General features: G+C 54.2%; 20 protein-coding genes. 10 read left to right on the forward strand and 10 right to left on the reverse strand.

The genetic code is table 11. From position 1 onward, the window contains the following. Positions 1-187: 187 nt before the first annotated feature. The 3 genes from hmsP (at position 188) to AB182_RS26655 (ending at position 5,352) form a co-directional block, all read left to right on the forward strand. Positions 188-2,194: a biofilm formation regulator HmsP gene (gene hmsP, locus AB182_RS26645; RefSeq protein ID WP_047372699.1), complete on the forward strand. Its 2,007-nt coding sequence runs from the start codon at positions 188-190 to the stop codon at positions 2,192-2,194. A 158-nt stretch (positions 2,195-2,352) separates the two neighbouring features. Further along, entirely contained in the window at positions 2,353-3,639 is a 1,287-nt protein-coding gene (locus tag AB182_RS26650; RefSeq protein ID WP_047372700.1) for a dicarboxylate/amino acid:cation symporter, read from the forward strand. Between the two features lie 219 nt (positions 3,640-3,858). Next, positions 3,859-5,352, forward strand: coding sequence for a M16 family metallopeptidase (locus AB182_RS26655; RefSeq protein WP_047372701.1), 1,494 nt, complete (start codon positions 3,859-3,861; stop codon positions 5,350-5,352). Positions 5,353-5,500: 148 nt separating this feature from the next. Here the strand turns inward: AB182_RS26655 and kdgK are convergent, their stop codons facing one another. Continuing rightward, a complete protein-coding gene (gene kdgK, locus AB182_RS26660) occupies positions 5,501-6,430 on the reverse strand; it encodes a 2-dehydro-3-deoxygluconokinase (RefSeq protein ID WP_047372702.1) in 930 nt (309 codons plus the stop codon). A gap of 231 nt (positions 6,431-6,661) precedes the next feature. Between kdgK and pdeH the strand changes: the two genes are divergently transcribed. The 3 genes from pdeH (at position 6,662) to AB182_RS32425 (ending at position 10,737) form a co-directional block, all read left to right on the forward strand. Continuing rightward, a complete protein-coding gene (pdeH, locus tag AB182_RS26665) occupies positions 6,662-7,432 on the forward strand; it encodes a cyclic-guanylate-specific phosphodiesterase (RefSeq protein ID WP_047372703.1) in 771 nt (256 codons plus the stop codon). Between the two features lie 72 nt (positions 7,433-7,504). Then, positions 7,505-9,559 carry an AsmA family protein gene (locus AB182_RS26670; protein WP_047372704.1) on the forward strand — a complete coding sequence of 685 codons (2,055 nt, stop codon included), beginning with the start codon at positions 7,505-7,507 and terminating at the stop codon, positions 9,557-9,559. 482 nt (positions 9,560-10,041) lie between these two features. Then, positions 10,042-10,737 (forward strand): hypothetical protein, encoded by a 696-nt coding sequence (locus AB182_RS32425; protein ID WP_139153733.1) that lies wholly within the window; start codon positions 10,042-10,044, stop codon positions 10,735-10,737. Positions 10,738-10,740: 3 nt separating this feature from the next. On the opposite strand, the gene AB182_RS26675 is transcribed toward AB182_RS32425, so the two are convergent. From AB182_RS26675 to AB182_RS26685, 3 genes are all read right to left on the reverse strand, one after another. Further along, positions 10,741-12,057, reverse strand: coding sequence for an MFS transporter (locus tag AB182_RS26675; protein ID WP_047372705.1), 1,317 nt, complete (start codon positions 12,055-12,057; stop codon positions 10,741-10,743). 262 nt (positions 12,058-12,319) lie between these two features. Next, positions 12,320-13,363, reverse strand: coding sequence for an inner membrane protein YhjD (gene yhjD / locus AB182_RS26680; protein WP_047372706.1), 1,044 nt, complete (start codon positions 13,361-13,363; stop codon positions 12,320-12,322). Between the two features lie 53 nt (positions 13,364-13,416). Continuing rightward, positions 13,417-14,316: a LysR family transcriptional regulator gene (locus AB182_RS26685; protein ID WP_047372707.1), complete on the reverse strand. Its 900-nt coding sequence runs from the start codon at positions 14,314-14,316 to the stop codon at positions 13,417-13,419. A gap of 118 nt (positions 14,317-14,434) precedes the next feature. Here AB182_RS26685 and AB182_RS26690 point away from each other — a divergent pair, with 118 nt between their 5' ends. Beyond that, the gene (locus tag AB182_RS26690; RefSeq protein WP_047372708.1) at positions 14,435-15,193 is read left to right on the forward strand and encodes an SDR family NAD(P)-dependent oxidoreductase; all 759 of its coding nucleotides are present in this window, start codon (positions 14,435-14,437) and stop codon (positions 15,191-15,193) included. Positions 15,194-15,284: 91 nt separating this feature from the next. Here AB182_RS26690 and AB182_RS26695 read toward each other — a convergent pair whose 3' ends face one another. Next, positions 15,285-15,683 carry a YdeI family stress tolerance OB fold protein gene (locus AB182_RS26695; RefSeq protein ID WP_047372709.1) on the reverse strand — a complete coding sequence of 133 codons (399 nt, stop codon included), beginning with the start codon at positions 15,681-15,683 and terminating at the stop codon, positions 15,285-15,287. Positions 15,684-15,750: 67 nt separating this feature from the next. Continuing rightward, positions 15,751-16,287: a GNAT family N-acetyltransferase gene (locus AB182_RS26700; RefSeq protein ID WP_047372710.1), complete on the reverse strand. Its 537-nt coding sequence runs from the start codon at positions 16,285-16,287 to the stop codon at positions 15,751-15,753. 151 nt (positions 16,288-16,438) lie between these two features. Here AB182_RS26700 and AB182_RS26705 point away from each other — a divergent pair, with 151 nt between their 5' ends. Beyond that, the gene (locus AB182_RS26705) at positions 16,439-18,031 is read left to right on the forward strand and encodes an STY4199 family HEPN domain-containing protein (RefSeq protein ID WP_047372711.1); all 1,593 of its coding nucleotides are present in this window, start codon (positions 16,439-16,441) and stop codon (positions 18,029-18,031) included. Between the two features lie 14 nt (positions 18,032-18,045). Here the strand turns inward: AB182_RS26705 and AB182_RS26710 are convergent, their stop codons facing one another. Further along, positions 18,046-19,695: an alpha,alpha-trehalase gene (locus tag AB182_RS26710; RefSeq protein ID WP_047372712.1), complete on the reverse strand. Its 1,650-nt coding sequence runs from the start codon at positions 19,693-19,695 to the stop codon at positions 18,046-18,048. Positions 19,696-19,948: 253 nt separating this feature from the next. Next, positions 19,949-20,854 (reverse strand): LysR substrate-binding domain-containing protein, encoded by a 906-nt coding sequence (locus tag AB182_RS26715; protein ID WP_047372713.1) that lies wholly within the window; start codon positions 20,852-20,854, stop codon positions 19,949-19,951. A 162-nt stretch (positions 20,855-21,016) separates the two neighbouring features. On the opposite strand from AB182_RS26715, the gene AB182_RS26720 reads away from it, so the two are divergent. Beyond that, entirely contained in the window at positions 21,017-21,778 is a 762-nt protein-coding gene (locus AB182_RS26720; protein ID WP_047372714.1) for a sulfite exporter TauE/SafE family protein, read from the forward strand. A gap of 82 nt (positions 21,779-21,860) precedes the next feature. Next, positions 21,861-22,265, forward strand: a complete 405-nt coding sequence (locus tag AB182_RS26725) for a GNAT family N-acetyltransferase (RefSeq protein WP_047373453.1) — start codon at positions 21,861-21,863, stop codon at positions 22,263-22,265. A gap of 178 nt (positions 22,266-22,443) precedes the next feature. On the opposite strand, the gene aguA is transcribed toward AB182_RS26725, so the two are convergent. Further along, positions 22,444-23,526, reverse strand: a complete 1,083-nt coding sequence (aguA, locus tag AB182_RS26730; protein ID WP_047372715.1) for an agmatine deiminase — start codon at positions 23,524-23,526, stop codon at positions 22,444-22,446. Next, a complete protein-coding gene (gene aguB / locus AB182_RS26735; RefSeq protein WP_047372716.1) occupies positions 23,526-24,413 on the reverse strand; it encodes an N-carbamoylputrescine amidase in 888 nt (295 codons plus the stop codon). Before aguB ends, aguA begins: the two co-directional genes overlap by 1 nt. Between the last annotated feature and the right edge of the window lie 3 nt (positions 24,414-24,416).

A 24,416-nucleotide genomic window follows, 5' to 3' on the forward strand; every position in this document is an offset into this window, starting at 1 on the left:
CGGGAAGCGAGGCTCGCCACATGAAAATTGTGCTTATTATTCCGCGTATTGCTGACGCTTTTTCCTTACAGCGTTGTCGCTGAGGCAATCATGCCTCCCCTTTATCTCAAACTGTCACGATAGGGTATACTCTGGCGGCGGAGTGATATTTTATTGCCCTGCGCTTGTGTATCTCTGGAGAGTGATTTTGCGTGTCAGCCGTTCTTTAACGATTAAACAGATGACTGCGGTTTTTGCCGTGGCGATGGTGTTTATTTTCATTTTTTGCGTCATTTTGCTGTTTCATTTTGTTCAGCAGAATCGCTACAACACGGCTACGCAACTGGAAAGTATTGCCCGCTCGGTACGTGAACCGCTGTCCGAAGCGATACTAAAGGCTGATTTTCCTGAGGCAGAATCCGTACTTAAACAAATCAAACCTGCCGGAGTGGTTATTCGGGCGGATGTGGTGCTGCCAAACCAGTTTCAGGCATTGCGCCTGCGTTTTATTCCCGAGCGCCCGGTGCCGATGATGATTGCGCGGGTCTTTGAACTGCCGATCCAGATTTCATTGCCCATTTATTCCCTGCAGCGCCCGGCCAATCCACAGCCGATTGCCTATCTGGTACTCGAAGCAGATTCCTATCGCGTCTATAAATTCGTGATGAGTACGCTTTCGACGTTGGTGACTGCTTACTTACTTCTAACGCTGATCATTACGGTGGCAATCACCTGGTGTATTAATCGCCTGATCGTCCATCCGTTGCGGAAAATCGCCCGCGAGTTGAGCGACGTGCCACAGCAGGACCAGATCGGGCACCAGCTGGCGTTGCCTCGCCACCATCAGGATGATGAAATCGGCAACCTGGTACGCAGCTATAACCGTAATCAACAAAACTTGTTGCGACAGCATGATGAGCTGAACACCCAGTCGACTCTCTTCCCGGTATCGGAGCTGCCAAACAAAGCCTTCCTGATGGCGCTGCTGGAGCAGGTAGTGGCACGGCAGAAGACCACCGCGCTGATGTTTATCGCCTGTGAAACATTGCAGGATACGGCTGGCGTGTTGAAAGAGTCACAGCGCGAGATGCTGCTGCTCACGCTGGTGGAGAAGCTAAAATCTGTCATTTCACCGCGGATGGTACTTGCCCAGGTCAGTGCGTATGACTTCGCCATTATCGCGCATGGGGTGAAAGAGCCGTGGCACGCCATTACATTAGGTCAGCAAGTACTCACTGTTATCAATGAGCGCGTACCCATTCATGGCATTCAGTTGCGCCCGAGCGCCAGTATCGGCGTGGCCATGTTCCATGGCGACCAGACGGCGGAACAACTTTACCGACGTGCGGTTTCAGCGGCGTTCACATCGCGACGCAAAGGAAAAAATCAGATTCAGTTCTTCGATCCACAGGAGATGGAAGAGGCGCAAAAGCGGCTGACGGAAGAGAGCAACATCCTGAATGCGCTTGATAACCACAAGTTCGCTATCTGGCTTCAGCCGCAGGTAGACCTCGCCACGAATGAGGTGGTGAGCGCCGAAACATTACTGCGTATGGAGCAGCCGGATGGCAGTTGGGATCTGCCGAAAGGGTTAATCGAACGTATTGAGTCGTGCGGGCTAATGGTCACGGTGGGTTATTGGGTCCTGGAAGAGTCATGCCGTTTGTTGTCTGCGTGGCAAGAGCGCGGGCTAATGATGCCGCTGTCGGTGAATCTCTCGGCGATGCAACTGATGCACCACAATATGGTGTCGGACATGCTGGAGCTGCTCAATCGCTATCGCATTAAACCCAATACCTTGATTCTGGAAGTGACAGAGAGTCGTCGCATTGATGATCCGCAGGCGGCGGTGACCATTCTGCGCCCGTTGCGTAATGCGGGCGTACGCATCGCGCTGGACGATTTCGGCATGGGGTATGCCGGGTTACGTCAGTTGCACCATATGAAGTCGCTGCCGGTTGATGTGCTTAAAATCGACAAAATTTTCGTTGAAGGGCTGCCCGAAGACAGCAGTATGGTGGCGTCGATTATCCACATGGCGCGAAGCCTGGATTTAAGCATTATTGCAGAAGGGGTCGAAACCGAAGCGCAACGCGAATGGCTGCAAAAAGCGGGTGTGGAAATCGTACAGGGCTTTTTGTTCGATCGCGCCATGACGCCGGAAACGTTTGAAGCGCGTTATTTTTCGACCTCAGACAATGCTGAAAATGGTTGAAATGTTGCTGGCTTGTACGAGTCAGCTCTAATTTCTTAACATCATTGTTTCAAATTTGATGTGAGTATATTTCTGTCATGTTTTCTGGGTGTTATTTTTAAACCGCAGGCGCAAGAAACCCCTAAAAAGCCTGTGGTTTATACCTCAAGGACACCCTAATGAAAACCTCTCTGTTTAAAAGTCTGTATTTCCAGGTACTGACGGCAATTGCTATCGGTATTTTGCTCGGCCATTTCTATCCTGAACTGGGCGCGCAGATGAAACCGCTTGGTGATGCCTTCGTTAAGCTGATTAAAATGATCATCGCCCCTGTTATCTTCTGTACGGTGGTGACAGGTATCGCCGGTATGGAAAGCATGAAGGCGGTCGGTCGCACTGGTGCGGTGGCGTTGCTCTACTTTGAAGTGGTCAGTACCCTGGCGCTGATTATTGGCCTGATTATCGTCAACGTTGTGCAGCCCGGCGCGGGGATGAACGTTGATCCGTCAACGCTGGATGCCAAAGCGGTTGCGGTATATGCGGAACAGGCCAAAGAGCAGGGTATCGTCGCCTTCCTCATGGACGTAATCCCCGGTAGCGTTATTGGTGCGTTTGCCAGCGGCAACATTTTGCAGGTGCTGCTGTTTGCCGTGCTGTTTGGTTTCGCGCTGCACCGTCTGGGCAACAAAGGCCAGTTGATTTTCAACGTGATTGAAAGTTTCTCGCAGGTCATCTTCGGCATCATCAACTTCATTATGCGCCTTGCGCCGATTGGTGCGTTTGGTGCGATGGCCTTTACCATCGGTAAATACGGTGTGGGTAGCCTGATCCAGTTGGGGCAGCTTATTATCTGCTTTTATATCACCTGTATTCTGTTCGTGGTGGTGGTGCTGGGGTCGATTGCCCGCGCCACGGGCTTCAACATTTTCAAATTTATTCGTTATATCCGCGAAGAGTTGCTGATCGTGCTGGGGACGTCCTCTTCGGAGTCTGCGCTGCCGCGTATGCTCGAGAAAATGGAACGCCTCGGCTGCCGTAAATCCGTTGTGGGGCTGGTTATCCCGACCGGCTACTCGTTTAACCTCGACGGAACCTCTATTTACCTGACGATGGCGGCCGTCTTTATCGCCCAGGCCACCAACAGCCACATGGATATTTTCCATCAGATAACCCTGCTGGTGGTCCTGTTGCTCTCATCAAAAGGTGCAGCGGGGGTGACCGGGAGCGGCTTTATCGTCCTGGCGGCGACCATTTCTGCGGTGGGGCATTTACCGGTAGCGGGTCTGGCGCTGATCCTGGGTATCGACCGCTTTATGTCAGAAGCGCGTGCGCTCACCAACCTTGTCGGTAATGGCGTGGCGACCGTAGTCGTGGCGAAATGGGTAAAAGAGCTCGATCAGAAAAAGCTATCAGATACGCTGAATAATCGTGTATCGAGCGGTAAAACCAGCGAAATCTCCTCTTAATTTCGCTACTTAGACCCGTAGTCCTTGTCGGGCTGCGGGTGCCTGCGCATAATTAACCCCTGGCCCGGCACAATTCAGAACGAATTGCCCGGGATATTTCACTTCGCTGTGTGACATTTTGCGATTCGCGAGGTCTAACAGCGAAGTGTTAAAGTAACTTTTAGCCTCCAGACATGTCGGGGCTGACTTTTTAACCAGGAATGTTGATCAGGGGTTCTCATGCAGGGCACAAAAATTCGATTGTTAACAGGCGGTTTGCTCATGATGGCAGCTGTCGGTTATGTGCAGGCAGACGCGCTCCAGCCCGACCCGGCCTGGCAACAGGGGACACTGGCAAATGGTTTGCAATGGCAAGTCCTGGCCACACCGCAACGCCCCAGCGATCGCATCGAAGTACGTCTGTCTATTAATACCGGTTCGCTCACCGAGAGTACGCAACAGAGCGGTTTTAGCCATTTTCTCCCCCGTATTGCGCTGACCCAAAGCGGCAGCCTGCAACCCGCGCAGGTACGTTCACTGTGGCAGCAGGGTATAGACCCGAAGCGTCCACTACCCCCCGCGCTGGTCTCGTATGAATACACGATGTTCAACCTGAGCCTGCCGAATAACCGTAACGATTTGCTCAAAGAAGCGTTGGTCTGGCTGTCAGACAGCACCGGGCGACTCACGATTACGCCGGAAACGATTAATCATGCGCTGGCCAGCGAAGATATGGTGGCGACCTGGCCTGGCAACACCAAAGATAACTGGTGGCGCTATCGCCTGAAAGGTTCGTCCTTGCTGGGCCATGATCCGGCCGAACCTCTTAAGCAGCCGCTGGAGGCGAAACAGCTCCAGGCGTTCCATCAGAAATGGTACACCCCGGACGCGATGACGCTGATTGTGGTGGGTAATGTAGATAGTCGGGCGGTTGCGGAACAGATTAACAAGGCGTTTGGCGATCTGAAAGGCAAGCGCGAAACACCGGCGCCGATGCCGACCTTATCGCCGCTACCGCGTCAACCAGTAAGTATCATGACGGATTCTGTGCGTCAGGATCGCCTCTCCATCATGTGGGATACCGCCTGGCAGCCGATTCGTGAATCTGCAGCGTTGCAACGCTACTGGCGCGCGGATTTAGCCCGTGAGGCGCTGTTCTGGCACGTTCAGCAGTATCTGGCAAAAACCAACGTCAAAGACATTGGCCTGAGTTTCGACTGCCGTGTGTTGTTCCAGCGCGCGCAATGCGCAATCAATCTTGATTCGCCAAACGATAAGCTGAACAGCAACCTCGATATTGTAGCCCGCGAGCTGGCGAAAGTGCGCGATCGCGGCCTGCCGGAAGAAGAGTTTGATGCGCTGGTAGCGCAAAAGAATCTTGAGCTCCAGAAGCTGTTTGCCACGTATGCCCGCACGGATACCGACATCCTGATTAGCCAGCGCATGCGCTCGCTGCAAAACCAGGTGGTGGATATCGCTCCCGAGCAGTATCAAAAATTGCGTCAGAACTTCCTGAGCAGCCTGACGAAAGAAATGCTGAATCAGGATTTACGTCAGCAGCTTTCGCAGGATATGGCATTGGTATTGCTGCAGCCGAAAGGCGAGCCGGAGTACAACATGAAGGACCTGCAGGCGAGCTGGGAAGAGTTGATGTCTTCTGGTGAGCAGAATGCCGCGCCAGCAAACGTAGATGATGCTCATCAGGATGTGTCGGATATTCCGCCGCAGCAGTAAAGGTTGTGGGTGTTCCCGGATGTCGGCGCAAGCGCCTGATCCGGGCTACCAAACGTTCAGGCCGCACGAAATAGTCCCCTCTCCCTTGAGGGAGAGGGCCAGGGTGAGGGGAAAAAGACCTGCCCCGGACAGGAGGCAGGGAAAATCCTTAGTTCGGCATGGCGTCGCGTGGAATGATCGCGCCACGGTATTGAATTACCGTGCTGGCGGTTAAATGACCGCGTCTGGCGGCGGCTTCGGCATCACCACCGGTCAGGCGCACCGCCAGATACCCGGCGCTGAATGAATCACCTGCTGCGGTTGTATCCACCACTTTCTCTTTTGGCAATTTCACCGCCGGCACTTCTTTCAGGGCTTCTCCCTGGATTGCGACCAGACACGAATCCGCGCCACGCTTAATCACGACCTCTTTTACGCCAGCCTGTTGAGTGCGCGCGATAACCTCTTCCACTGGCTGTGCGCCCCACAGCAGGTCTTCATCATCCAGCGTCAGGAAGGCGATATCGGTACAGGCGAGCATCTGCTGATAGACCTGACGGGTCTCTTCTTTGCTGGCCCACAAACGCGGACGGTAGTTATTGTCGAAAATCACCTGACCGCCGTTTGCGCGGCATTCCTGTAACAGCGACAGCAGCTTGAGACGACTGGCCGGACTTAAAATCGCCAGGCTGATACCGCTGAGATACAAATAATCAAAGGTCGCCAGTTCTTCACAAATGGCGGCAGACTGCTCGCTTTCCAGCCAGAATTTTGCCGCTGCTTCGTTACGCCAGTAGTAAAAGGTGCGCTCGCCGGTATCATCGGTCTCGATGTAATACAGGCCCGGCAGTCGATTTTCCATGCGCTGCGTCAGGCTGGTATCGACGTTTTCTGCCTGCCAGGATTCCAGCATTTGTTGGCTGAAGCTGTCGGTACCCAGCGCAGTGACGTAGTGCACGGATAACGCCGGAGCGTCAACCTGACGGGCGATATAAACCGAAGTATTGAGTGTGTCGCCACCGAAACCGCGATTCACTTCCGCGCCTTTTTGTGACAGTTCAATCATGCATTCGCCGATCACGGCAATTTTCTTTGACATAGTCCGGAACCTGAATCAGATAAGTTAACGGTAGTGTGCGTTGTGCGCGTTTCGTGGTCAACCATATTAAAACGACGTTCCATTATTTTTTTGACACAGAACGTATTCTCTGCTGATTCCGCAAACTGCTTTTTCATTTTGCGTAGGTCATGGAGGTAAAGTTCTCCTCTTATGGGCCGATAACCCAATGACGAGAGCTCCGGGGCTACTCATTTTCAACAGGAAGAAGAAATGAAGTTAAAGCAGGTAATCCAGCGGCTGAACTACTCCGAGGCGAGCATAGAAAGCCTACAGGAACGTCGTTTTTGGCTGCAGTGTGAGCGTGCTTATACTTACCAGCCTATTTACAAAACCGATGGTCGCCTGATGGCGGTGGAGGTGCTGACCATTGTGACGCATCCGAGCCAGCCCGATCAGCGTATCCCGCCGGACCGTTATTTTTCTGAGGTCGCGGTGCGTCAGCGTGTGGATGTAGTACACGAACAGATCGCCCTGCTGGCCAAACAGAAAGACTTTTTCGAGCAGCACGGCGTGCTGGCATCCGTCAATGTCGACGGCCCTACGCTAATCGCAATGCGCTCGAATAAAACATTAAGAGCCCTCATCGAAACCGTACCGTGGATCCGTTTTGAACTGGTAGAGCATATCCGTCTGCCACAAGACTCCACATTCGCCACGATCAGCGAAATGGGGCCGCTGTGGCTGGATGATTTTGGGACTGGCATGGCCAACTTCTCGGCACTTAGCGAAGTGCATTATGACTACATCAAAGTATCTCGCGATCTGTTTATTATGCTGCGCAAGACGGCGGAAGGACGCAACCTGTTCACGCTGCTCATTCAACTGATGAATCGTTATTGTCAGGGCGTGATTGTTGAAGGTGTTGAAACCCTCGACGAGTGGCGCGACGTTCAGAATTCTCCGGCTTTTGCCGCACAAGGCTACTTCCTTTCGCGCCCGGTTCCGCTGGATACGCTGGAAAACGTATTGCTGGAGCTCTGATCGCAGGCAACCCCTTTCTGCCAGCCTCGGCTATCTTTATGACAGGCAAGGCAATAAAGAAAGGGCGCCCGCATGACGAAAGCAAGCAAAGCGATTATTGCTGTCACTGGAACACTGATTTTATTGATTGTGGTGGCCATCATTATCATCGCCACCTTTGACTGGAACCGCCTCAAACCTACCATTAATCAGAAAGTCTCTACCGAACTTAATCGTCCCTTTGCTATTCGTGGTGATTTGGGCGTGGTGTGGGAGCGACAAAAAGAGGAAACGGGCTGGCGTAGCTGGATACCCTGGCCGCACATTCATGCCGACGATATTCTCCTCGGTAACCCGCCTGAGATCCCGGAAGTCACCATGGTGCATCTGCCGCGCGTTGAAGCCACTCTCGCACCGCTGGCGCTGTTAACCAAAACCGTTTACCTGCCGTGGATCAAACTGCAAAAACCGGATGCGCGCCTGATCCGCCTGTCTGAAAAGAACAACAACTGGACCTTTAACCTCGCCAGTGCAGAAAATAACGATCCGAATGCGCAGCCCTCTGGCTGGTCATTCCGTCTGGATAATATTCTCTTCGATCAGGGGCGTATCGCTATCGACGACAAGGTGAGTAAAGCGGATATCGAGATCCTTGTCGATCCGTTAGGTAAACCGCTCCCCTTCAATGAAGTCACGGGCGACAGTAAAGACAAAACCCGCGTGGCAGATTATGTTTTCGGGCTGAAAGCGCAGGGACGTTACAACGGCCAGCCGCTGACCGGGTCGGGGAAAATCGGTGGCATGCTGGCGCTACGAAGCGAGAGCACGCCTTTCCCGGTGCAGGCTGATTTCCGTTCCGGCAACACACGTGTCGCGTTTGTCGGGAAAATTAACGACCCGATGAAAATGGGCGGCGTCGACCTGCAACTGAAATTCGCTGGCGATACCCTGGGCGATCTCTACGAACTGACAGGCGTGCTGCTGCCGGATACCCCGCCGTTTGAAACGGATGGACATCTGGTGGCGAAGATTGATAGCGAAAAGAGCAGTGTCTATGACTATCGCGATTTTAACGGGCGTATCGGCGATAGCGATATTCATGGTTCGTTAACCTACACCACGGGCAAACCGCGTCCGAAGCTGGAGGGCTCTCTGGAATCCCGTCAGCTTCGCCTGGCCGACCTTGGGCCTTTGATCGGCGTGGATTCCGGTAAAGGGGGAGAAAAAGCGAAGCAGGCAGAGCAGAAGAAGGGCGAGAAAAGTATCCAGCCTGCCGGCAAGGTATTGCCCTATGATCGCTTTGAAACCGATAAATGGAACACGATGGATGCCGACGTGCGCTTTAAAGGGAAGCGTATTGAGCATGGCAGCACGTTGCCGATCAGCGACCTCACAACCCATATCATTTTACAGAATGCGGATCTGAAACTGCAGCCTTTGAAATTCGGCTTAGCGGGCGGGACGATTTCATCCAATATTCGCCTCGAAGGGGATAAAAAGCCAATGCAGGGGCGGGCGGAAATTCAGGCGCGGCGGTTAAAACTGAAACAACTGATGCCCAATGTCGAGCTGATGCAGAAAACCCTGGGTGAGCTGAATGGCGATGCGGACATTCGTGGAACAGGAAACTCCGTGGCGGCGTTGCTGGGCACCAGCGACGGTAACCTTAAGCTCTTGATGAATGACGGGCTTATCAGCCGTAACCTTATGGAGATTGCCGGGCTGAACGTGGGTAACTATGTTATCGGCAAGATTTTTGGCGACGATGAGGTGCGGGTAAACTGCGCGGCGGCGAATCTTGATCTGGTTAATGGCGTCGCGCGTCCGCAAATCTTCGCTTTTGATACCGAAAACGCGCTGGTGAATGTGACGGGGACGGCGAGTTTCGCCTCGGAGCAACTGGACCTGACCATCAACCCGGAAAGTAAGGGCGTTCGTATCGTTACGCTGCGTTCGCCATTGTATGTGCGCGGGACATTCAAAAACCCACAGGCGGGGGTAAAACCCGGACCGCTGATTGCCCGTGGTGCGGTGGCCGCGGCGCTGGCAACGCTGGTGACGCCAGCGGCTGCGCTACTGGCTTTGATTTCTCCATCGGAAGGCGAAGCCAACCAGTGCCGGGCTATTCTGGCGCAGATGAAAAAGTAAGGTCGGTGCGGTGGTCTCCCCTCACCCTGGCCCTCTCCCACAGGGAGAGGGAACCGATCGAGGGAGTGTCAGGTTTGTTCCCTCCATTACCATGCCGTCGCAAAATCACAGAGCGGATAAGGCGCTTACGCCGCATCCGGCACAACTCCCGGCGGCGCAAAGCTTGCCGGGCTACAAAGGTACGGTGCGGGCATCAGATGTCGGGGTGGTAGCCCGGATAAGGCGGTCACGCCGCATCCGGGACAACTCCCGGCGGCGCAAAGCTTGCCGGGCTATAAGGTACGGTGCGGGCATCAGATGTCGGGGTGGTAGCCCGGATAAGGCGGTCACGCCGCATCCGGGACAACTCCCGGAGGCGCAAAGCTTGCCGGGCTACAAAGGTACGGTGCGGGCATCAGATGTCGGGGTGGCAGCCCGGATAAGGCGCTTACGCCGCATCCGGGACAACTCCCGGCGGCGCAAAGCTTGCCGGGCTATAAGGTATGGCTCGGGCATCAGATATCGGGGTGGTAGCCCGGATAAGGCGGTCACGCCGCATCCGGGACAACTCCCGGCGGCGCAAAGCTTGCCGGGCTACAAGGTACGGTGCGGGCATCAGATATCGGGGTGGTAGCCCGGATAAGGCGGTCACGCCGCATCCGGGACAACTCCCGGCGACGCAAAGCTTTCCGGGCTACAAAGGTACGGTGCGGGTATCAGATGTCGGGGTGGTAGCCCGGATAAGGCGGTCACGCCGCATCCGGGACAACTCCCGGCGGCGCAAAGCTTGCCAGGCTACAAGGTACGACGCGGGCATCAGATGTCGGGGTGGTAGCCCGGATAAGGCGGTCACGCCGCATCCGGGACAACTCCCGGCGGCGCAAAGCTTGCCGGGCTACAAAGGTACGGTGCGGGCATCAGATGTCGGGGTGGTAGCCCGGATAAGGCGCTTACGCCGCATCCGGGACAACTCCCGGCGGCGCAAAGCTTGCCGGGCTACAAGGTACGGTGCGGGCATCAGATGTCGGGGTGGTAGCCCGGATAAGGCGCTTACGCCGCATCCGGGACAACTCCCGGCGGCGCAAAGCTTGCCGGGCTACAAAGGTACGGTGCGGGCATCAGATGTCGGGGTGGTAGCCCGGATAAGGCGCTTACGCCGCATCCGGGAGAGAGGTCAGGGTAAGGCCATCAAGCGCTGACCATTACAACGACTGGTGTTTGGTCTCGTGAGTCAGCAACAGCGCGGTCAGCGTCAGGGCTGCCATCGCCGCCAGATAGATCCCCACATACATCAGACCGTAATTTGCCTGCAGCCAGGTGGCGATATACGGCGCAACGGACGCGCCCAGAATCGACGAGACGTTGTATGAGAATGACGCACCGGTGTAACGCACTTCCGTCGGGAACAGTTCTGGCAGCAGCGCGCCCATTGGGCCAAACGTCAGCCCCATCAGGCTCAGGCCGATCAGCAAATAAGCCATCACCAGCGCGGGATTACCGGAACCCAGCAGCGGCGGGAAGACGAACAGGGCGAAGAGGATAATCAGGCTCGTAATCACAATCATGCTGTTACGACGACCGTATTTATCTGCCAGCAGCCCGGCAACCGGTACCATCACGCCAAAACCAATGACCGCCATCATCAGCATCCACAGCACTTCGTTACGCGGCATACCCAGCCCGGTCGGCGAGGTGCTGAACGTCATGGAATAGACGGTCATAATATAGAACAGCGTGTAGGTAGCCAGCATGATGAACGTCCCCAGTACGGTGACGCGCACATGTTTGGTCAGCAGGGTGCCCAGCGGGATTTTTACCTGTTTTTTCGCGGCGGCGATTTTGGCAAACACCGGGGTTTCGTGCAGTGACACACGAACATACAGGCCAATCAATACCAGCACGGCGGAGAAGATAAACGGTACGCGCCAGCCCCAGCTCATAAACTGCTCGTCAGTCAGTAACCAGGAGAGCAGCAGGAAGGTGCCGTTCGCAAAGAAGAAGCCAATCGGCGCGCCTAATTGCGGGAAGGAGCCGTACAGGGCGCGTTTTTTCGCCGGCGCGTTCTCTGTCGCCAGCAACGCCGCGCCGCCCCATTCACCGCCCAGTCCCAGACCCTGGCCAAAACGTGCCAGCGCCAGCAGCAGCGGCGCCATCACGCCAATGCTGTTATAGCTCGGCAGCAGGCCAATTAATACCGTGGAGATCCCCATCGTCAGCAATGACGCCACCAGAGTGACTTTGCGTCCTACGCGATCGCCGAAATGACCAAACACGGCAGAGCCGATAGGACGTGCGACGAAGGCAATCGCAAAGGTGGCGAGCGACTGCAGCGTTGCGGCGGTCGGGTCACCTTGCGGGAAGAAGATATGCGGGAAAACGATAACTGCGGCAGTGGCATAGATATAGAAATCAAAGAATTCGATAGCGGTGCCAATCAGTGAAGCGATTACCACTTTACTGCGTGAGTTTACCGGAGTGATTTCCTGCTCGTTGTCTAAGGTTGTGGCTGTGGCTTGCATAAAATTTTCTTATTTTTGGGCGAACGAACGACCATATTAGCCACAGCAAAAGCGACATTTCAATCTGTAACAAAGTCCGAAAACGTACAAAAACCAGGCAAAAAGCGGATAATTTTCAGACTTGAGGTTTCTCTTCCATGAAATGCTTCACATATTTTCAATAATAGAATTTAAAACTGGTTTTAGGTTAAATAAAAGTTACAACCTGGATATTAATGCTGAAATGATGAATTGGGCTGAAATATTCAGCCCAATTAAGGTTTTAGCGGTGTGATTTGCCCGGCATCCGTGGGTCGTCTTTGTAGTGCGCAGTCGCAATCCATGCGGCGCAAAACAACGTCAATCGGGCAAAAAAGTAGAAGAACGCCATCAGGCCCAGTACAGAACCGAAGGCGGCGCCAGAAGGCGATTTCACCAGCGATGGCAGCGTATAGGTCATCACGATTTTGATCACCTCAAAGCCAATCGCCGCGATAAATGTACCGCGAATCAATGCCTTTCTGCGTGGACGGTGGCGTGGCAGACGCCAGAAAATCCAGAAGAATAACAGATAGTTGGCAAACACAGAGATCGCCAGACCAATCAGTCGCCATGCAGGTTTCAGCCACTCAATATTATCAAGATAGAGTGCGGAGATAATCATCTCCTGCGCCGAGCCGGCAACGGAGGTGATGGAAAGGGTGACGATCAGCGCCACCAGCAGGCCAATCAGCGAAATAAAATCACGGAAATATTTCAGCCAGATTTTTTCCTGGTCTTGCGGGGTACGCTCCCAGACATCCCGGGACTGCGCGCGTATCGCTTCGCGCAGGTTTCCCATCCAGTTAATGCCGGAATAGAGCGCAATCGCCAGCCCGACAATACCTACCGTCGTACGCTGTTGCACGGCGGTATTGATGGTGTTTTTCAGGGTTGTCGCCAGCGTCGGGTCGCTGACGTTGGTCAGGATCTTATTGAAAATGTCCTGCAGTAGCGTGGGGTGTGAGGCCAGCACAAACCCGGCCGCGGCAAAAGAGACCATCATGATGGGTATCATCGACAAAAATGAGAAATAGGTGATGGCGGCACCAAACTGGTTTCCCATACGGTCATTGAAGCGCTCAGTGGCGCGAATCAGATGCGCAATCATTGGACGGCGCTGCACTTTTTTCGCCACGTGAGTGACGGTTTCCAGCGTTGATCGCGCCGCGTTGTTATCAGCATTGGGCGTGGTGTCTTTCGTTGATGTTCCCGAGGTGTCCATTTTTCTGACTGGCTCGTAATCCAAATCCTGGGTCGGACGTTTTTCGCTGTTTTCCGGCGTCATCAGGGCAATTTTCCTTCTTTATAGCTCGCAGTGAATAAAATTATAGACTGCGTCTAATCGACGTAATCTTTCATCACCCCGGCCAGCCATTCCATAAACAGGTGCACGCGGCGCGACAGATTCCGGCGATGGGGATAAATCAGGGATACCGGCATGGGTTCTGCGCGATATTGCGGCAGGATTTCTACCAGCTTGCCAGCGCGCAGAGCTTCCCGCACGCCGATGCGCGGCACCTGGATAATCCCCAGCCCTGCGAGGCAGGCGGCGTGATAGGTCTCGGTACTGTTTACCGTCAAAATGCCGCCGGTTTTCACCCATGTGGTCTGTTTATCAAGGCAAACTTCAAAGCCTTGCGGGCGCGCGCCGAGGTTGAGGGCGTAATGCACGACCGCATGCGAAGAGAGATCGTCCAGACTCTCCGGGTAGCCGAAACGCGCCAGGTAGTCGGGGCTGGCGCAGTTGATAATGGAAAGCTTACCCAGCGGGCGGGCAATCAGGCCGGAATCTTTCAGCGTGCCGACGCGCACCACGCAGTCAAATCCTTCGCGAATAATATCCACCAGCCGATCGCTGCTGCTCAGCTCCAGCTCAATCCCCGGATATTGCTGCAAAAAGGCCGGTAGCCGAGGAATCACCAGGTTTTTCGCCACGGCCACGGGCATATCAACGCGCAACCGCCCGCTGATGCTTGACGGATCGTGCAGAAAAAGCCCGTCGAGCTCATCCATATTGGCGAGCAAATCTTTGGCCCGCTCGTAATAGACCATGCCGTCCTGGGTGAGCTGCACCCGTCGCGTTGTGCGATGTAACAGATGTGTACCAAGATGATTTTCCAGCGTCTGAATCTGCCGCGAAACACTGCCTTTGGGTAGACCTAAGGAGTCTGCCGCGCGGGAAAAACTCTCCAGTTCTGCCACGCGGATGAACAATTGCATTGCATAAATTTTATCCATTGAATGCTTCCATTGTTGTTGTAAGTGAAACAGTGAAGCGTAATTCAGTGCCTTTATTGTTTTACCACCAGCTAATAAGCTTTTTCCACAGTGAACAGCAGACAAAATGAGGTTTCTTATGACACAACGTATCGCATTAGTGACCGGCGGCAGCCGTGGATTGGGAAAAAACGCAGCGCTGAAGCTGGCAGAACGTGGAACCGCCGTTATCCTGACCTACAACAACAACCAGCAAGCCGCTGATGAAGTTGTGGCGGAAATTGCGGCAAAAGGCGTGAAAGCGGTGGCTTTGCAATTAAACGTCGGCGATGTGGCCAGTTTTGAGGCTTTTGCCCTGAACGTACAACATCAGCTAAAAGACGTCTGGAACCGGGATACGTTTGATTATTTATTAAACAATGCCGGTGTCGGCATCGCGGTTCCCTTTGCGGAGGCCAGCGAAGCGCAATTTGATGAATTAATGAACATTCATTTTAAAGGGCCTTTCTTCCTGACGCAGCGCCTGTTGCCGCTGCTGGCGGACGGTGGCCGCATCCTCAATGTTTCCAGCGGGCTGGCGCGTTTTGCGCTGCCAGGATACGCGACTTATGGCGCAATGAAAGGGGCGATGGAAGTGCTGACCCGCTATCAGGCCAAAGAGTTGGGCGCTCGTGGCATTTCCGTCAATATCATTGCCCCCGGGGCGATTGAGACCGATTTCCGCGGTGGCGAAGTCCGCGATAACCCGCAAATTAATAAACATATTGCCGGGCAAACGGCGCTGGGGCGCGTCGGTAAGCCGGATGATATTGGCGGCGCGATGGCGGCATTACTGAGTGATGACCTGGCATGGATGAATGCTCAGCGCGTGGAAGTCTCCGGCGGGATGTTCCTGTAAAAGGCAGAGAGTGAAGTGTGGATTATCTCTCGGTATCAGACGTATGCGTTATCCTTTGCCCGGCGGCGTTATGCCCCGGGCGGAGAGACGATTATTGCTTCTGAAAGTGGCTGACTTTAATACGGGCCGGTTTCTGCTTGGCATCTAACGACCCGCTAATGCCCACCAGTTCGTCCGGGGAGACATTTTTGCCATCGAAAATGGCCATTGGGATATAGACGTCAATTTGCCCGGTTTTGTCGCGGAACTGATAGAGATCTTCCCCTGTTTTCTTCACAAGGTACCCTTTGAGCGAAACGGAAGCTCCGTCATGCATGGTTTTCGCCTGTTGAATGGTCATGCTACGGGCATCCTCCATTCCACGGTAGCCCTCTTCCATTTTATGCGGCGGTGGCGGCGCTTTATCCGTCTTTAAGCCCGTCGCATCCTGCGCGAATGCCGCCATGGAGAATAATGCTGTCAAACTTGTTATCAGCAGAATCTTCTTCATATGCACTCCTCTTTATTGCCAAAACACTGCCTAAGCCTGGCACAGAGAGAGGAAGATGACAGGTGAATTATCTGCTTTCGGGGTATTCATGGCGCAGCAGACCAAACAGCCAGTCGTTATGCCAGTGACCCGCCAGCCAGAAAGCCTCGCGCAGTTCGCCTTCCTGCACAAAACCGACCTTTTCCAGTAAACGCCTTGAAGCATCATTTCCTGCCGTCACGGTCGCCACAAGGCGGCGGATGCCACCCTCAGCAAAGGCATAGCGGCAGACCGCCTGTAGCGACTCCAGTCCGTAACCTTTACCCTGAGCCTGGACGGCAAACAGGAACCCGACTTCGGCGCAGTCTGCTTCATGATGACGATAGCCCGTGACCCCAAGCGGGGTCTGCGTGGCGATATCACGAACGACCAGACAGAGCCAGTGTTCACTGCCGGGAGACCAGGCGGGCAGGCGGGTGTCAAACGCTTCGCGGATGGCTTCTGGCGGGCGGTCTTCGGCAACATACCGCATGACCTGCCTGTCCTGCTGTAAGGCGAGGAAAAAAGGCCAGTCTTGTGGTGTTATCGGAGTACAAATGAGCCGGGGAGTGATCAGCGTCGGCATAAAAATAGCTCCATTGTTTTTTTCGTGTTAAAACCACTATCACTGATAATAATCATTAACTGGTCTATGTTTTAACTATCCATAAATAAAGAAAAATTAACGTTTCTTTTTACCAGTTAATTATTTCGCCGGTTGTACTTAAAGGAAAAGAATGACCCATATATCCTCGCAGAGCCTGGGGGAACAATTCGAGCAATGCACAGGAATTATTCGTCAGGCATCGATAGAAATATTAATGCTGCTAAATGTGCATTTTGACGAAGGGAAGGATCCTCGCTGGTTTCTTGAACAACTCGATATCGCGCGTCTGAGCCTTGGCGGATGGGGCGCTGTTGCGAAACGGTTAAGGCTTAATGATTCAGAACTAACCCAATTCACCCTGCAGCTACGCCATTTGCAACAACTGGTGCCTTATTATGAAAAGGGGCAGAACGTTACAGAGAACCAGCTCATTGTCGCGCTGCGTTTCGTGCGCATGCTGGAACATCTGCGGGCGAAGCAACCATTGCTGACCTATGCGACCACCCTGAATGCGGACAAAGAAGGGCAGTTGCAGGGGTTAAAGCAGTTACGCGCGCTGGAGTTGATGCTCAAATCGCTGGTGACAAATGCCTGGCCGGATGCGCTGCGGCTTAGCAACCACCTGAAAACGCGATTTGGCGCCGATTGCGTTCGTCGCTGGTTGAAAATCGGCGATCGCAACGATGTACTCAGTGGCATGTTATTTAGCGAGCTGGCGCTGTTATTAATCGATAAGAAAGAATTTAGTCAGCATTATGCCCGGCTTTTTAATGATTCACCGGTATTGAGTCTGTTTCTTGAGCCGCGCAAAACGCTGCAAACTTTTCTGGACGATATTCGGCAAATCCGCAGCGCCGTTGTCGCGGGACAACCGCTAACCTCGAACCAGTTAATGCTCCTGGATAACTATTTTCCGCAGATTGCCGGACCCGTGCAGCGAGCATGGGATGACGGGCGCATACAGATTAATCCAGCAAGCTTGCTGGAAGAGGCTGAGGATGATTTAGATACATTCTGGGAACAGGCGCGCAAAAAAGATCGTGCAGCGGGAGGTGATGCTATGCAAATTCGCGATGGAATTGAAAGGCCGGACAAACGCGCCGCGCGTAGCCGCGAGGAGCGTGAACAGATACTTACCAAAGCGCTGTGGGGCGCAGTCGGCGTTGCGGTGCTGGTTATCGTGGCAGGAGCATTCTGGTTGTTCAGCGACGCATCATCCGTATCGGCGCCGCTCGCGGATCAAGGGCGCATTACGGTTCCTATCTCTCAGGATAAAGAGAAAGCGACGCCAAAAGAAGAGCTGACCAAAATGGGAATCAGCCGTGATGAGGGCAACTTCCGTTCTGCTATCGACCGCAACGATACACGCGTCGTTTCGCTGTTTCTGCGTACGGGCATGAGCTGGAAATTGTCGTGGACAGAGCAGGCCATGGCGAATGATTACACGGATGTGCTGGAGATGTTGCTGCGCTATCGGTTACAGATGGACGAAAACCGCCCTTGTCGTCGGTTTATCGAGAACATGGCGCATGAGATGTCTTCCGGCACGAAGCTGACATCGTTGCGGAAGAACTACTTACAGGCATTCTGTACGTCGGAACCCGTAGTGAGACGTCAGCGTTATGAAATGGAACAGGCGCAGTTGCGTTATGAGGCTGCGCCTGACGATAACAGTAAAAAATGGGCGGATATCCAGTCGGCCATTTATGATGCTATCGACTGAGCCAGCAGGGGGAGCTACGGCTCCCCGTATAACCCGATCAGGCGACGAACCACACCGTTTGTCCAGCCAAAGCCATCCTGGAGCGGATATTCACCCCCGCCCCCTTCGCGCGGCGTGCTGCTGGCGATATGGTATTTCTCAATAAGTTTGTGGTGGCGCTGGTAGAAATGGTTAACGGTGCGCAACCAGTTATGGGCAATTTCATCACCCAGCGCGTCGTTGCCATACAATTTAAAGCCCTGAATCGCCATCCACTGTAAAGGCGCCCAGCCGTTGGGCTTATCCCACTGCTCGCCGGTTTCATACTCTGTCGCCAGAATACCGCCAGGCGTCATCAGGCGCGTACGTGTGGCCTCTGCCAGCTTGTCTGCCTGCTCATGGGTGGCCATGCCGACATACAACGGTACCAGGCTGGCTGCGGAAAAGAGCGCCATTTCGCCACGGCGCCAGTCGTAATCGCGATAGCAGCCCTTTTCCTCATCCCACAAGTAGCGATTGACCGCCGCGCGTCTGTCGCTGGCTTTCAGACGGAATTGTGCCTCACGCTCACGCTCGCCTTTTAAACCGGCAATATTGGCGATGGCGCTTTCCAGTTTGAACAGGAAGGCGTTCAGGTCGATTGGGATGAACTGGGTGGTGCGAATACTTGCCAGGCGATTGGCATCTCGCAGCCAGCGCGATGAGTAGTCCCAGCCGGACGCCGCGCCCGCACGGAGATCCCGATAGACCTCGTTAGCCGGGCGGGAAGAGTGCTTCGCTGTTTCCACATCCTCCAGCCAGGATTCGTCACGCGGCGTGTCCCTGTCGTCCCAGTAACGGTTGAGCAGGGAGCCGTCAGGCATACGTACCGCGTGGCGGTAGGCCTGGTTCGGCAACAGCGATTCCGCCCCATCCATCCAGAAGTCATACTCCATGAGCAGATGGTCCAGATAGCGTCGCGCGCCGCGCACGCCATCCTCTTCGAACAGTTCGACCATCAGGGCAAAGACCGGCGGCTGCGAACGGCTGAGATAATAGGTACGGTTGCCGTTCGGGATATGGCCGTAGCGTTCGATCATCCAGGCGAAATTATCCGCCATGCATTTCAGCATGTCGTGGCGACCGCTCTCCGCCAGCCCCAGCATGGTGAAATAGGAGTCCCAATAGTAGGTTTCGCTAAATCGCCCACCGGGGACGATATAGGCTTGCGGCAGGGCAAGCAGCGATGACCATGGGATATGATCCTGCGGTTCACGCGTCAGCACTGGCCAGAGCTGGTCGATGTGTTCTTTGAGGGAGTTTTCCGGGTCGGAAACGTATTCACTGCCATAGGTTTCCGGCATCCAGAAGTGCGCCTGAACAAACAGTCGCAGGTCAAAATCGGGCTTGCGCTTAATTTTGCGATAGCGAATTAAAATATCGAGCGGATCCATTTTCGGCGCACAGTCCGGGAATGTTTTGCTGTCGGCAAAAATACGTGATGACTGAACGTGTTCAAACAGTTCAAGATAACGATCGGCAGGGGTCAGGGCATCCGAAGCTGGCAGCCCCTCGATCATTTCCGGTTCCGGCTCCGCGTCGATCATTTCAGCCAGTTTTAACTCGCAGGGATCGATTTCGTAGCGGGGTTCTTCTGCGATCCCAAACTCTACGGATTCAGCGCTGTGAAGTTTCTGGTTGAACATAATAATAATGGCCTCCGGAGGTCGTCGTAAGAGATTACGGGTGTTTCCCGGCATATCTATTAAGCTTAGACATTCGCCTCGATCTTTGGGGTGCAAAGTGTGCGCTAGATCACATTTAGATATTGGTGAAAAAAGAGCGAAATCTATTAATTTTTATTTTTTCAATCACTTAATTGCTATGTGTCAGCAAGCGCAACGACAGAATTCAGAACATTCAAAATGCAACAGGTTATGAATGTTCAGGGTAATCCCTTCAGCCTGGTGACTTTCCTGCATTCACGCCAGTCAATAACCGCAAAAAATTCAGCGTTCGTGGGTTATTCTCACTCTTGCGGGTGACGATCGCCATGCATAACTCTGCGTCATCTTCGGCAAGAGGGATAAACTTCACTCCCTTTGGCTTGAGCTGATCGATGGGCCTGGGTAAGACGGAAACCCCCACGCCTGCGCCGACAAGCCCGATATGCGTCAACACTTCCGCCGCCTCCTGTACGACATAGGGGGTGAAGCCCGATTTTTGGCACATACGCCTGACTTTATCCGGCACCGACGCGCCGGCAGTATCGGGATAAAAGATAAAAGGCTCCTCTTTCACATCGCTAATGGTCAGGGTTTTACAGGTGGCTTTGGGATGATCGTCCGGCAGCACGACGCAGAGCTGGTCACGCCTGAGTACGCGGATATTCAGGCCATCGCGGGTGGTGCCCGGCGTGACGCGAATGTATCCCACATCGATATCCTCATTCAGCAGAGCGGTGAATTGTTGCTGTGAGTACATCTCGCTGAGCGTGACCCGAACCGCAGGGAACTGACGGCGGAAAGCTTTGAGCGGTTCGCTAAGTTCATCAACCAGCAGCCCGGTGGTGGTAAACCCAATGCGTAACTCGCCGCTTTTTCCCTGCGCGATAGCCTGTAGTTCTGCGGGCAGGTCGCTACTGAGTCGTAACATCTCCCTGGCTTTAATCACGAAATGCTCGCCCGCTTCTGTCAAAGCGACTTTGCGGCGGGTGCGATTGAACAACAGAACGCCAAGCTCTTGTTCAAGTGCCTGAATCTGTTGTGATAATGGCGGCTGGCCGATGTTGAGCTTTTCTGCCGCGCGGGTGAAGTGTAGTTCCTCGGCCACGGCCAGGAAATAGCGAAGGTGACGGAATTCCATTTATATTTCCAGCTATATAAATACATAGAGATTTATATATTGGACAGGTATAAATCGCAAATTTACTATAGCCGCCGGATTATAAATAAAACGCAATTCCCCTCTTTTTTCAGGCGGTCCCGCGCGCGGGGCACTCCTGTACGCTGAAACCAGGAAAAGCAGATGAGCAGTGAGTTATTGGTATTACTACCCGTGGCGTTTATTGCCGGAATCATTAATGCGGCGGTAGGCGGGGGTGGGCTGATTACGATGCCGACGTTTTATTCTACGCTACCGCACTTCACGCCTGCCGAAATAATGGGAATCGATAAGTGCTCCTCGGTGATGGGGCACCTGATGTCTATTAAACAATTTACCGCGCGCCTGCGATTGCCATGGACATTGATTTTGCCGACCGCCATAAGTGCGGTTATCGGCGCATACACGGGTATACGGTTGCTTGATTTTATGCCATCGGACTGGATGCGCCCGATAGTGATTGTGGTGCTGGCGATCATGCTGGCGTACACGTGGTTTAAACCACAGTTCGGTCATAGCGATACCAGCCGGGAACCCACCCGAGGTGATTTGGCGAAGGGGATATTGTTAGGTTTTGCGATTGGCTTTTATGACGGATTTATCGGCCCGGGGACCGGCAGTTTTCTGCTCTTTTTATTTATCCGCTTTTTCCATTTTGATTTTTTACGCGCAACGGCCTGTGCGAAGGTGGTAAATTTCGGCACCAATTTCTCCACGTTATTCTTTTTAATTCCTCATGGCCTGATTCATTACGATATAGCGATACCGTTAGGGATTTCCGCTATTTGTGGTTCGCTGGTGGGCGTGCGTGTTGCCCTGCAGGGCGGAAATGTGTGGATCCGCCGTCTGTTCCTGATTCTGGCCGCAACGCTGCTGATAAAACTGTTATGGGAAACCCTGCATTAACGGTACATCAGGTTATCGAATGATCTGCCGACGCCTTCGCGTGTTATTGTCAGCGTTTTCCCGATATTTGCGCGAGATGACAATGAAATTCACGACAATTACTCTCGACGACTGCCTTGATATTCGCCATCCGGTATTATGGCCGCAACTTCCCCGTGAGGCGTCAAGAGTAGAGGGCGACGATGATGCACAACATTTTGGCGTGTTGCATAACGGCAAGCCGGTGAGCTGCCTGTCGGTCTTTATGCTGGATGCGTCGGTGTGTCAGATTCGCAAGTTCGCGACCCTGAAAATGTATCAGCGGCAGGGTTTCGGGCGCTTTTTGTTTCAGTCGGTGCTGGAAAAGATGGCGGAGGCCGGGGTACATGAAGTGTGCCTGGATGCGCGTATCGGTGCCGTCAATTTCTACACGAAATTTGGATTCCGTCCCGAAGGAGAGCACTTCTTCAAAAAAGGGGTGGAGTACGTGCGAATGGCGCGGCGGTAAATTTCCTGGCGGTGCGGTGTTTTCCCCTCACCCTAACCCTCTCCCCAACGGGGCGAGGGAACCGATCATGCGTGCTGCGGGCTGGCTTTTCCCCCTCTCCCACAGGGAGAGGGAACCGATCGCGCGGGCTGCGGGCTGGCTTTTCACCCTCTCCCTTTCAGGGAGAGGGTTTGCGGAATTAACGCGGAATCTGCTGCGTAATGCAGTGAATATTACCGCCGCCGAGCAGGATCTCACGCGCCGGAACACCGGTAATCAGAAAGTCCGGGTACATCTGGCGAAACAGCACCTCAGCCTGCGCATCGGTGGCCGGGTCCAGCAGCGGGTAAATAATATGGTCGTTGCTGACCAGATAATTCACGTATGAGCCCGCCAGACGATTGCCTTCGGTACGCGCAATCGCTGTCCCTTTCTCAACGTCACAGGTCTCTTCCGCGCTGGCATACAGCGGTTGCGGTGACGGCACTTTCCAGATTTTCAGCTTACGGCCACGCGCATCCGTGGTGTTTTCCAGGATGTTCATCGCGGCAACGGAACGGGCGTACTGCGGATCGTTCTCGTCGTCAGTCCAGTGCAACGCCACTTCGCCCGGGCGGACAAAACAACACATATTATCGATGTGACCATCGGTTTCGTCGTTAAACACCCCTTCCGGTAACCAGATAAAGGTCTCAACGCCCAGATACTCGCGCAACTGCTGCTCAATTTCCGCCTGTGAAAGGTGTGGGTTGCGGTTCGGGTTAAGCAGACACTCCGCGGTGGTCATCAGCGTGCCTTCGCCATCCACGTGAATGGAGCCGCCTTCCAGAATCAGGTCAGTGTGGTAGCACGGCATCCGGTGATACTGCGCCACCTGGCCTGCCACGAGCTGGTCTTTATCCCAGCTCTCATACAAACCGCCCAGCAACCCACCCCAGGCGTTAAACGTCCAGCTCACGGCGCGAATCTCTCCCGCCGGGTTACGTACCACGGTTGGGCCGGTATCGCGCATCCAGGCATCGTCGCTCTCCATCTCCACCAGGGTGACGCTGGCAGGCATGGTTTTACGTGCCTTTTCCATTTCAGCATGCGGTACCGCCATGATGACAGGCGTCTTGCGAGAAATGGCCTCAGCCACGTCGGCGAACGCCTGTTGGGCGGGCGCACCGTTGGCGCGCCAGTTGTCAGTACGATATGGCCAGCACATCCAGACAGCCTGATGCGGCGCCCATTCTGCCGGCATGGCGAAACCGTCCTGATGCGGCGTTGTCAGCGTAGACATTATTTGCTCCTTACGCTGCCGTCAGAGGTCGCGAGGGTGCCGTACATGTTCGGGCGACGGTCGCGGAACAGGCCCCACGATGCGCGCTGTGCGGCGATCGCATCCAGATCGAACGTGTGTACCAGCACCGCTTCGTCGGTTTTGTTGGCTTGCGCGACCAGCTCACCGGTCTGATCGGCGATAAACGACGAACCGTAGAAGGTCATTTCCAGCCCTTCGATATATTTGCTCGCTTCGGTACCGATACGGTTAGAGGCGATAACCGGCACCAGGTTTGCCGCAGCGTGGCCCTGCTGAACACGCGTCCAGTGCGGCTGGCTGTCGATATCCGGGTAAGCCGGTTCAGAACCAATTGCCGTCGGGTAGAAAATGATTTCCGCGCCGTCCAGCGCCAGGCAGCGTGCCGTTTCCGGGAACCACTGATCCCAGCAGATGCCTACGCCGATTTTGGCGTAGCGGGTGTTCCACACCTTGAAGCCGGTGTCGCCTGGAATGAAGAACTGTTTTTCCTGATAAGCCGGGCCGTTCGGAATATGCGTTTTACGGTAGGTTTCCATGACGGTGCCATCGGCATCGATCATCACCAGCGAGTTGTAGTACGCGTTATTGTGTTTTTCGAACAGGCTCAGCGGCAGGACCACTTCCAGCTCTTTCGCCAGCGCAGAGAAATGTTTGATCAGCGGGCTGGTGGCCACTTCCTGCGCCAGCGCATAGTGTTCCGGGCTCTGATCGATACAGAAATACGGCGCAGCGAACAGCTCCTGAATCAGGATAACTTGTGCGCCTTTGCTGTGCGCTTCGCGTACCAGGCGTTCTGCATTGGCAACGTTTTTTTCAAGTTCCCAGGTGCAGGCCATTTGGGTCGCGGCAACCGTTACATTTCTCATGAG

It is taken from the genome of Phytobacter ursingii (assembly GCF_001022135.1).
GTDB lineage: Bacteria > Pseudomonadota > Gammaproteobacteria > Enterobacterales > Enterobacteriaceae > Phytobacter > Phytobacter ursingii.

Excerpts from the sequence above, each read along its gene's own strand:
- AB182_RS26715 (WP_047372713.1), bottom strand. The coding sequence starts at position 20,854 with ATGGAATTCCGTCACCTTCGCTATTTCCTGGCCGTGGCCGAGGAACTA.
- AB182_RS26720 (WP_047372714.1), top strand. The coding sequence starts at position 21,017 with ATGAGCAGTGAGTTATTGGTATTACTACCCGTGGCGTTTATTGCCGGA.
- aguA (WP_047372715.1), bottom strand. The coding sequence starts at position 23,526 with ATGTCTACGCTGACAACGCCGCATCAGGACGGTTTCGCCATGCCGGCA.
- AB182_RS26710 (WP_047372712.1), bottom strand. The coding sequence starts at position 19,695 with ATGTTCAACCAGAAACTTCACAGCGCTGAATCCGTAGAGTTTGGGATC.
- AB182_RS26700 (WP_047372710.1), bottom strand. The coding sequence starts at position 16,287 with ATGCCGACGCTGATCACTCCCCGGCTCATTTGTACTCCGATAACACCA.
- kdgK (WP_047372702.1), bottom strand. The coding sequence starts at position 6,430 with ATGTCAAAGAAAATTGCCGTGATCGGCGAATGCATGATTGAACTGTCA.
- AB182_RS26675 (WP_047372705.1), bottom strand. The coding sequence starts at position 12,057 with ATGCAAGCCACAGCCACAACCTTAGACAACGAGCAGGAAATCACTCCG.
- AB182_RS32425 (WP_139153733.1), top strand. The coding sequence starts at position 10,042 with ATGGCTCGGGCATCAGATATCGGGGTGGTAGCCCGGATAAGGCGGTCA.
- aguB (WP_047372716.1), bottom strand. The coding sequence starts at position 24,413 with ATGAGAAATGTAACGGTTGCCGCGACCCAAATGGCCTGCACCTGGGAA.
- AB182_RS26725 (WP_047373453.1), top strand. The coding sequence starts at position 21,861 with ATGAAATTCACGACAATTACTCTCGACGACTGCCTTGATATTCGCCAT.
- AB182_RS26670 (WP_047372704.1), top strand. The coding sequence starts at position 7,505 with ATGACGAAAGCAAGCAAAGCGATTATTGCTGTCACTGGAACACTGATT.
- AB182_RS26695 (WP_047372709.1), bottom strand. The coding sequence starts at position 15,683 with ATGAAGAAGATTCTGCTGATAACAAGTTTGACAGCATTATTCTCCATG.
- AB182_RS26685 (WP_047372707.1), bottom strand. The coding sequence starts at position 14,316 with ATGGATAAAATTTATGCAATGCAATTGTTCATCCGCGTGGCAGAACTG.
- AB182_RS26705 (WP_047372711.1), top strand. The coding sequence starts at position 16,439 with ATGACCCATATATCCTCGCAGAGCCTGGGGGAACAATTCGAGCAATGC.
- yhjD (WP_047372706.1), bottom strand. The coding sequence starts at position 13,363 with ATGACGCCGGAAAACAGCGAAAAACGTCCGACCCAGGATTTGGATTAC.
- AB182_RS26690 (WP_047372708.1), top strand. The coding sequence starts at position 14,435 with ATGACACAACGTATCGCATTAGTGACCGGCGGCAGCCGTGGATTGGGA.
- pdeH (WP_047372703.1), top strand. The coding sequence starts at position 6,662 with ATGAAGTTAAAGCAGGTAATCCAGCGGCTGAACTACTCCGAGGCGAGC.
- AB182_RS26655 (WP_047372701.1), top strand. The coding sequence starts at position 3,859 with ATGCAGGGCACAAAAATTCGATTGTTAACAGGCGGTTTGCTCATGATG.
- AB182_RS26650 (WP_047372700.1), top strand. The coding sequence starts at position 2,353 with ATGAAAACCTCTCTGTTTAAAAGTCTGTATTTCCAGGTACTGACGGCA.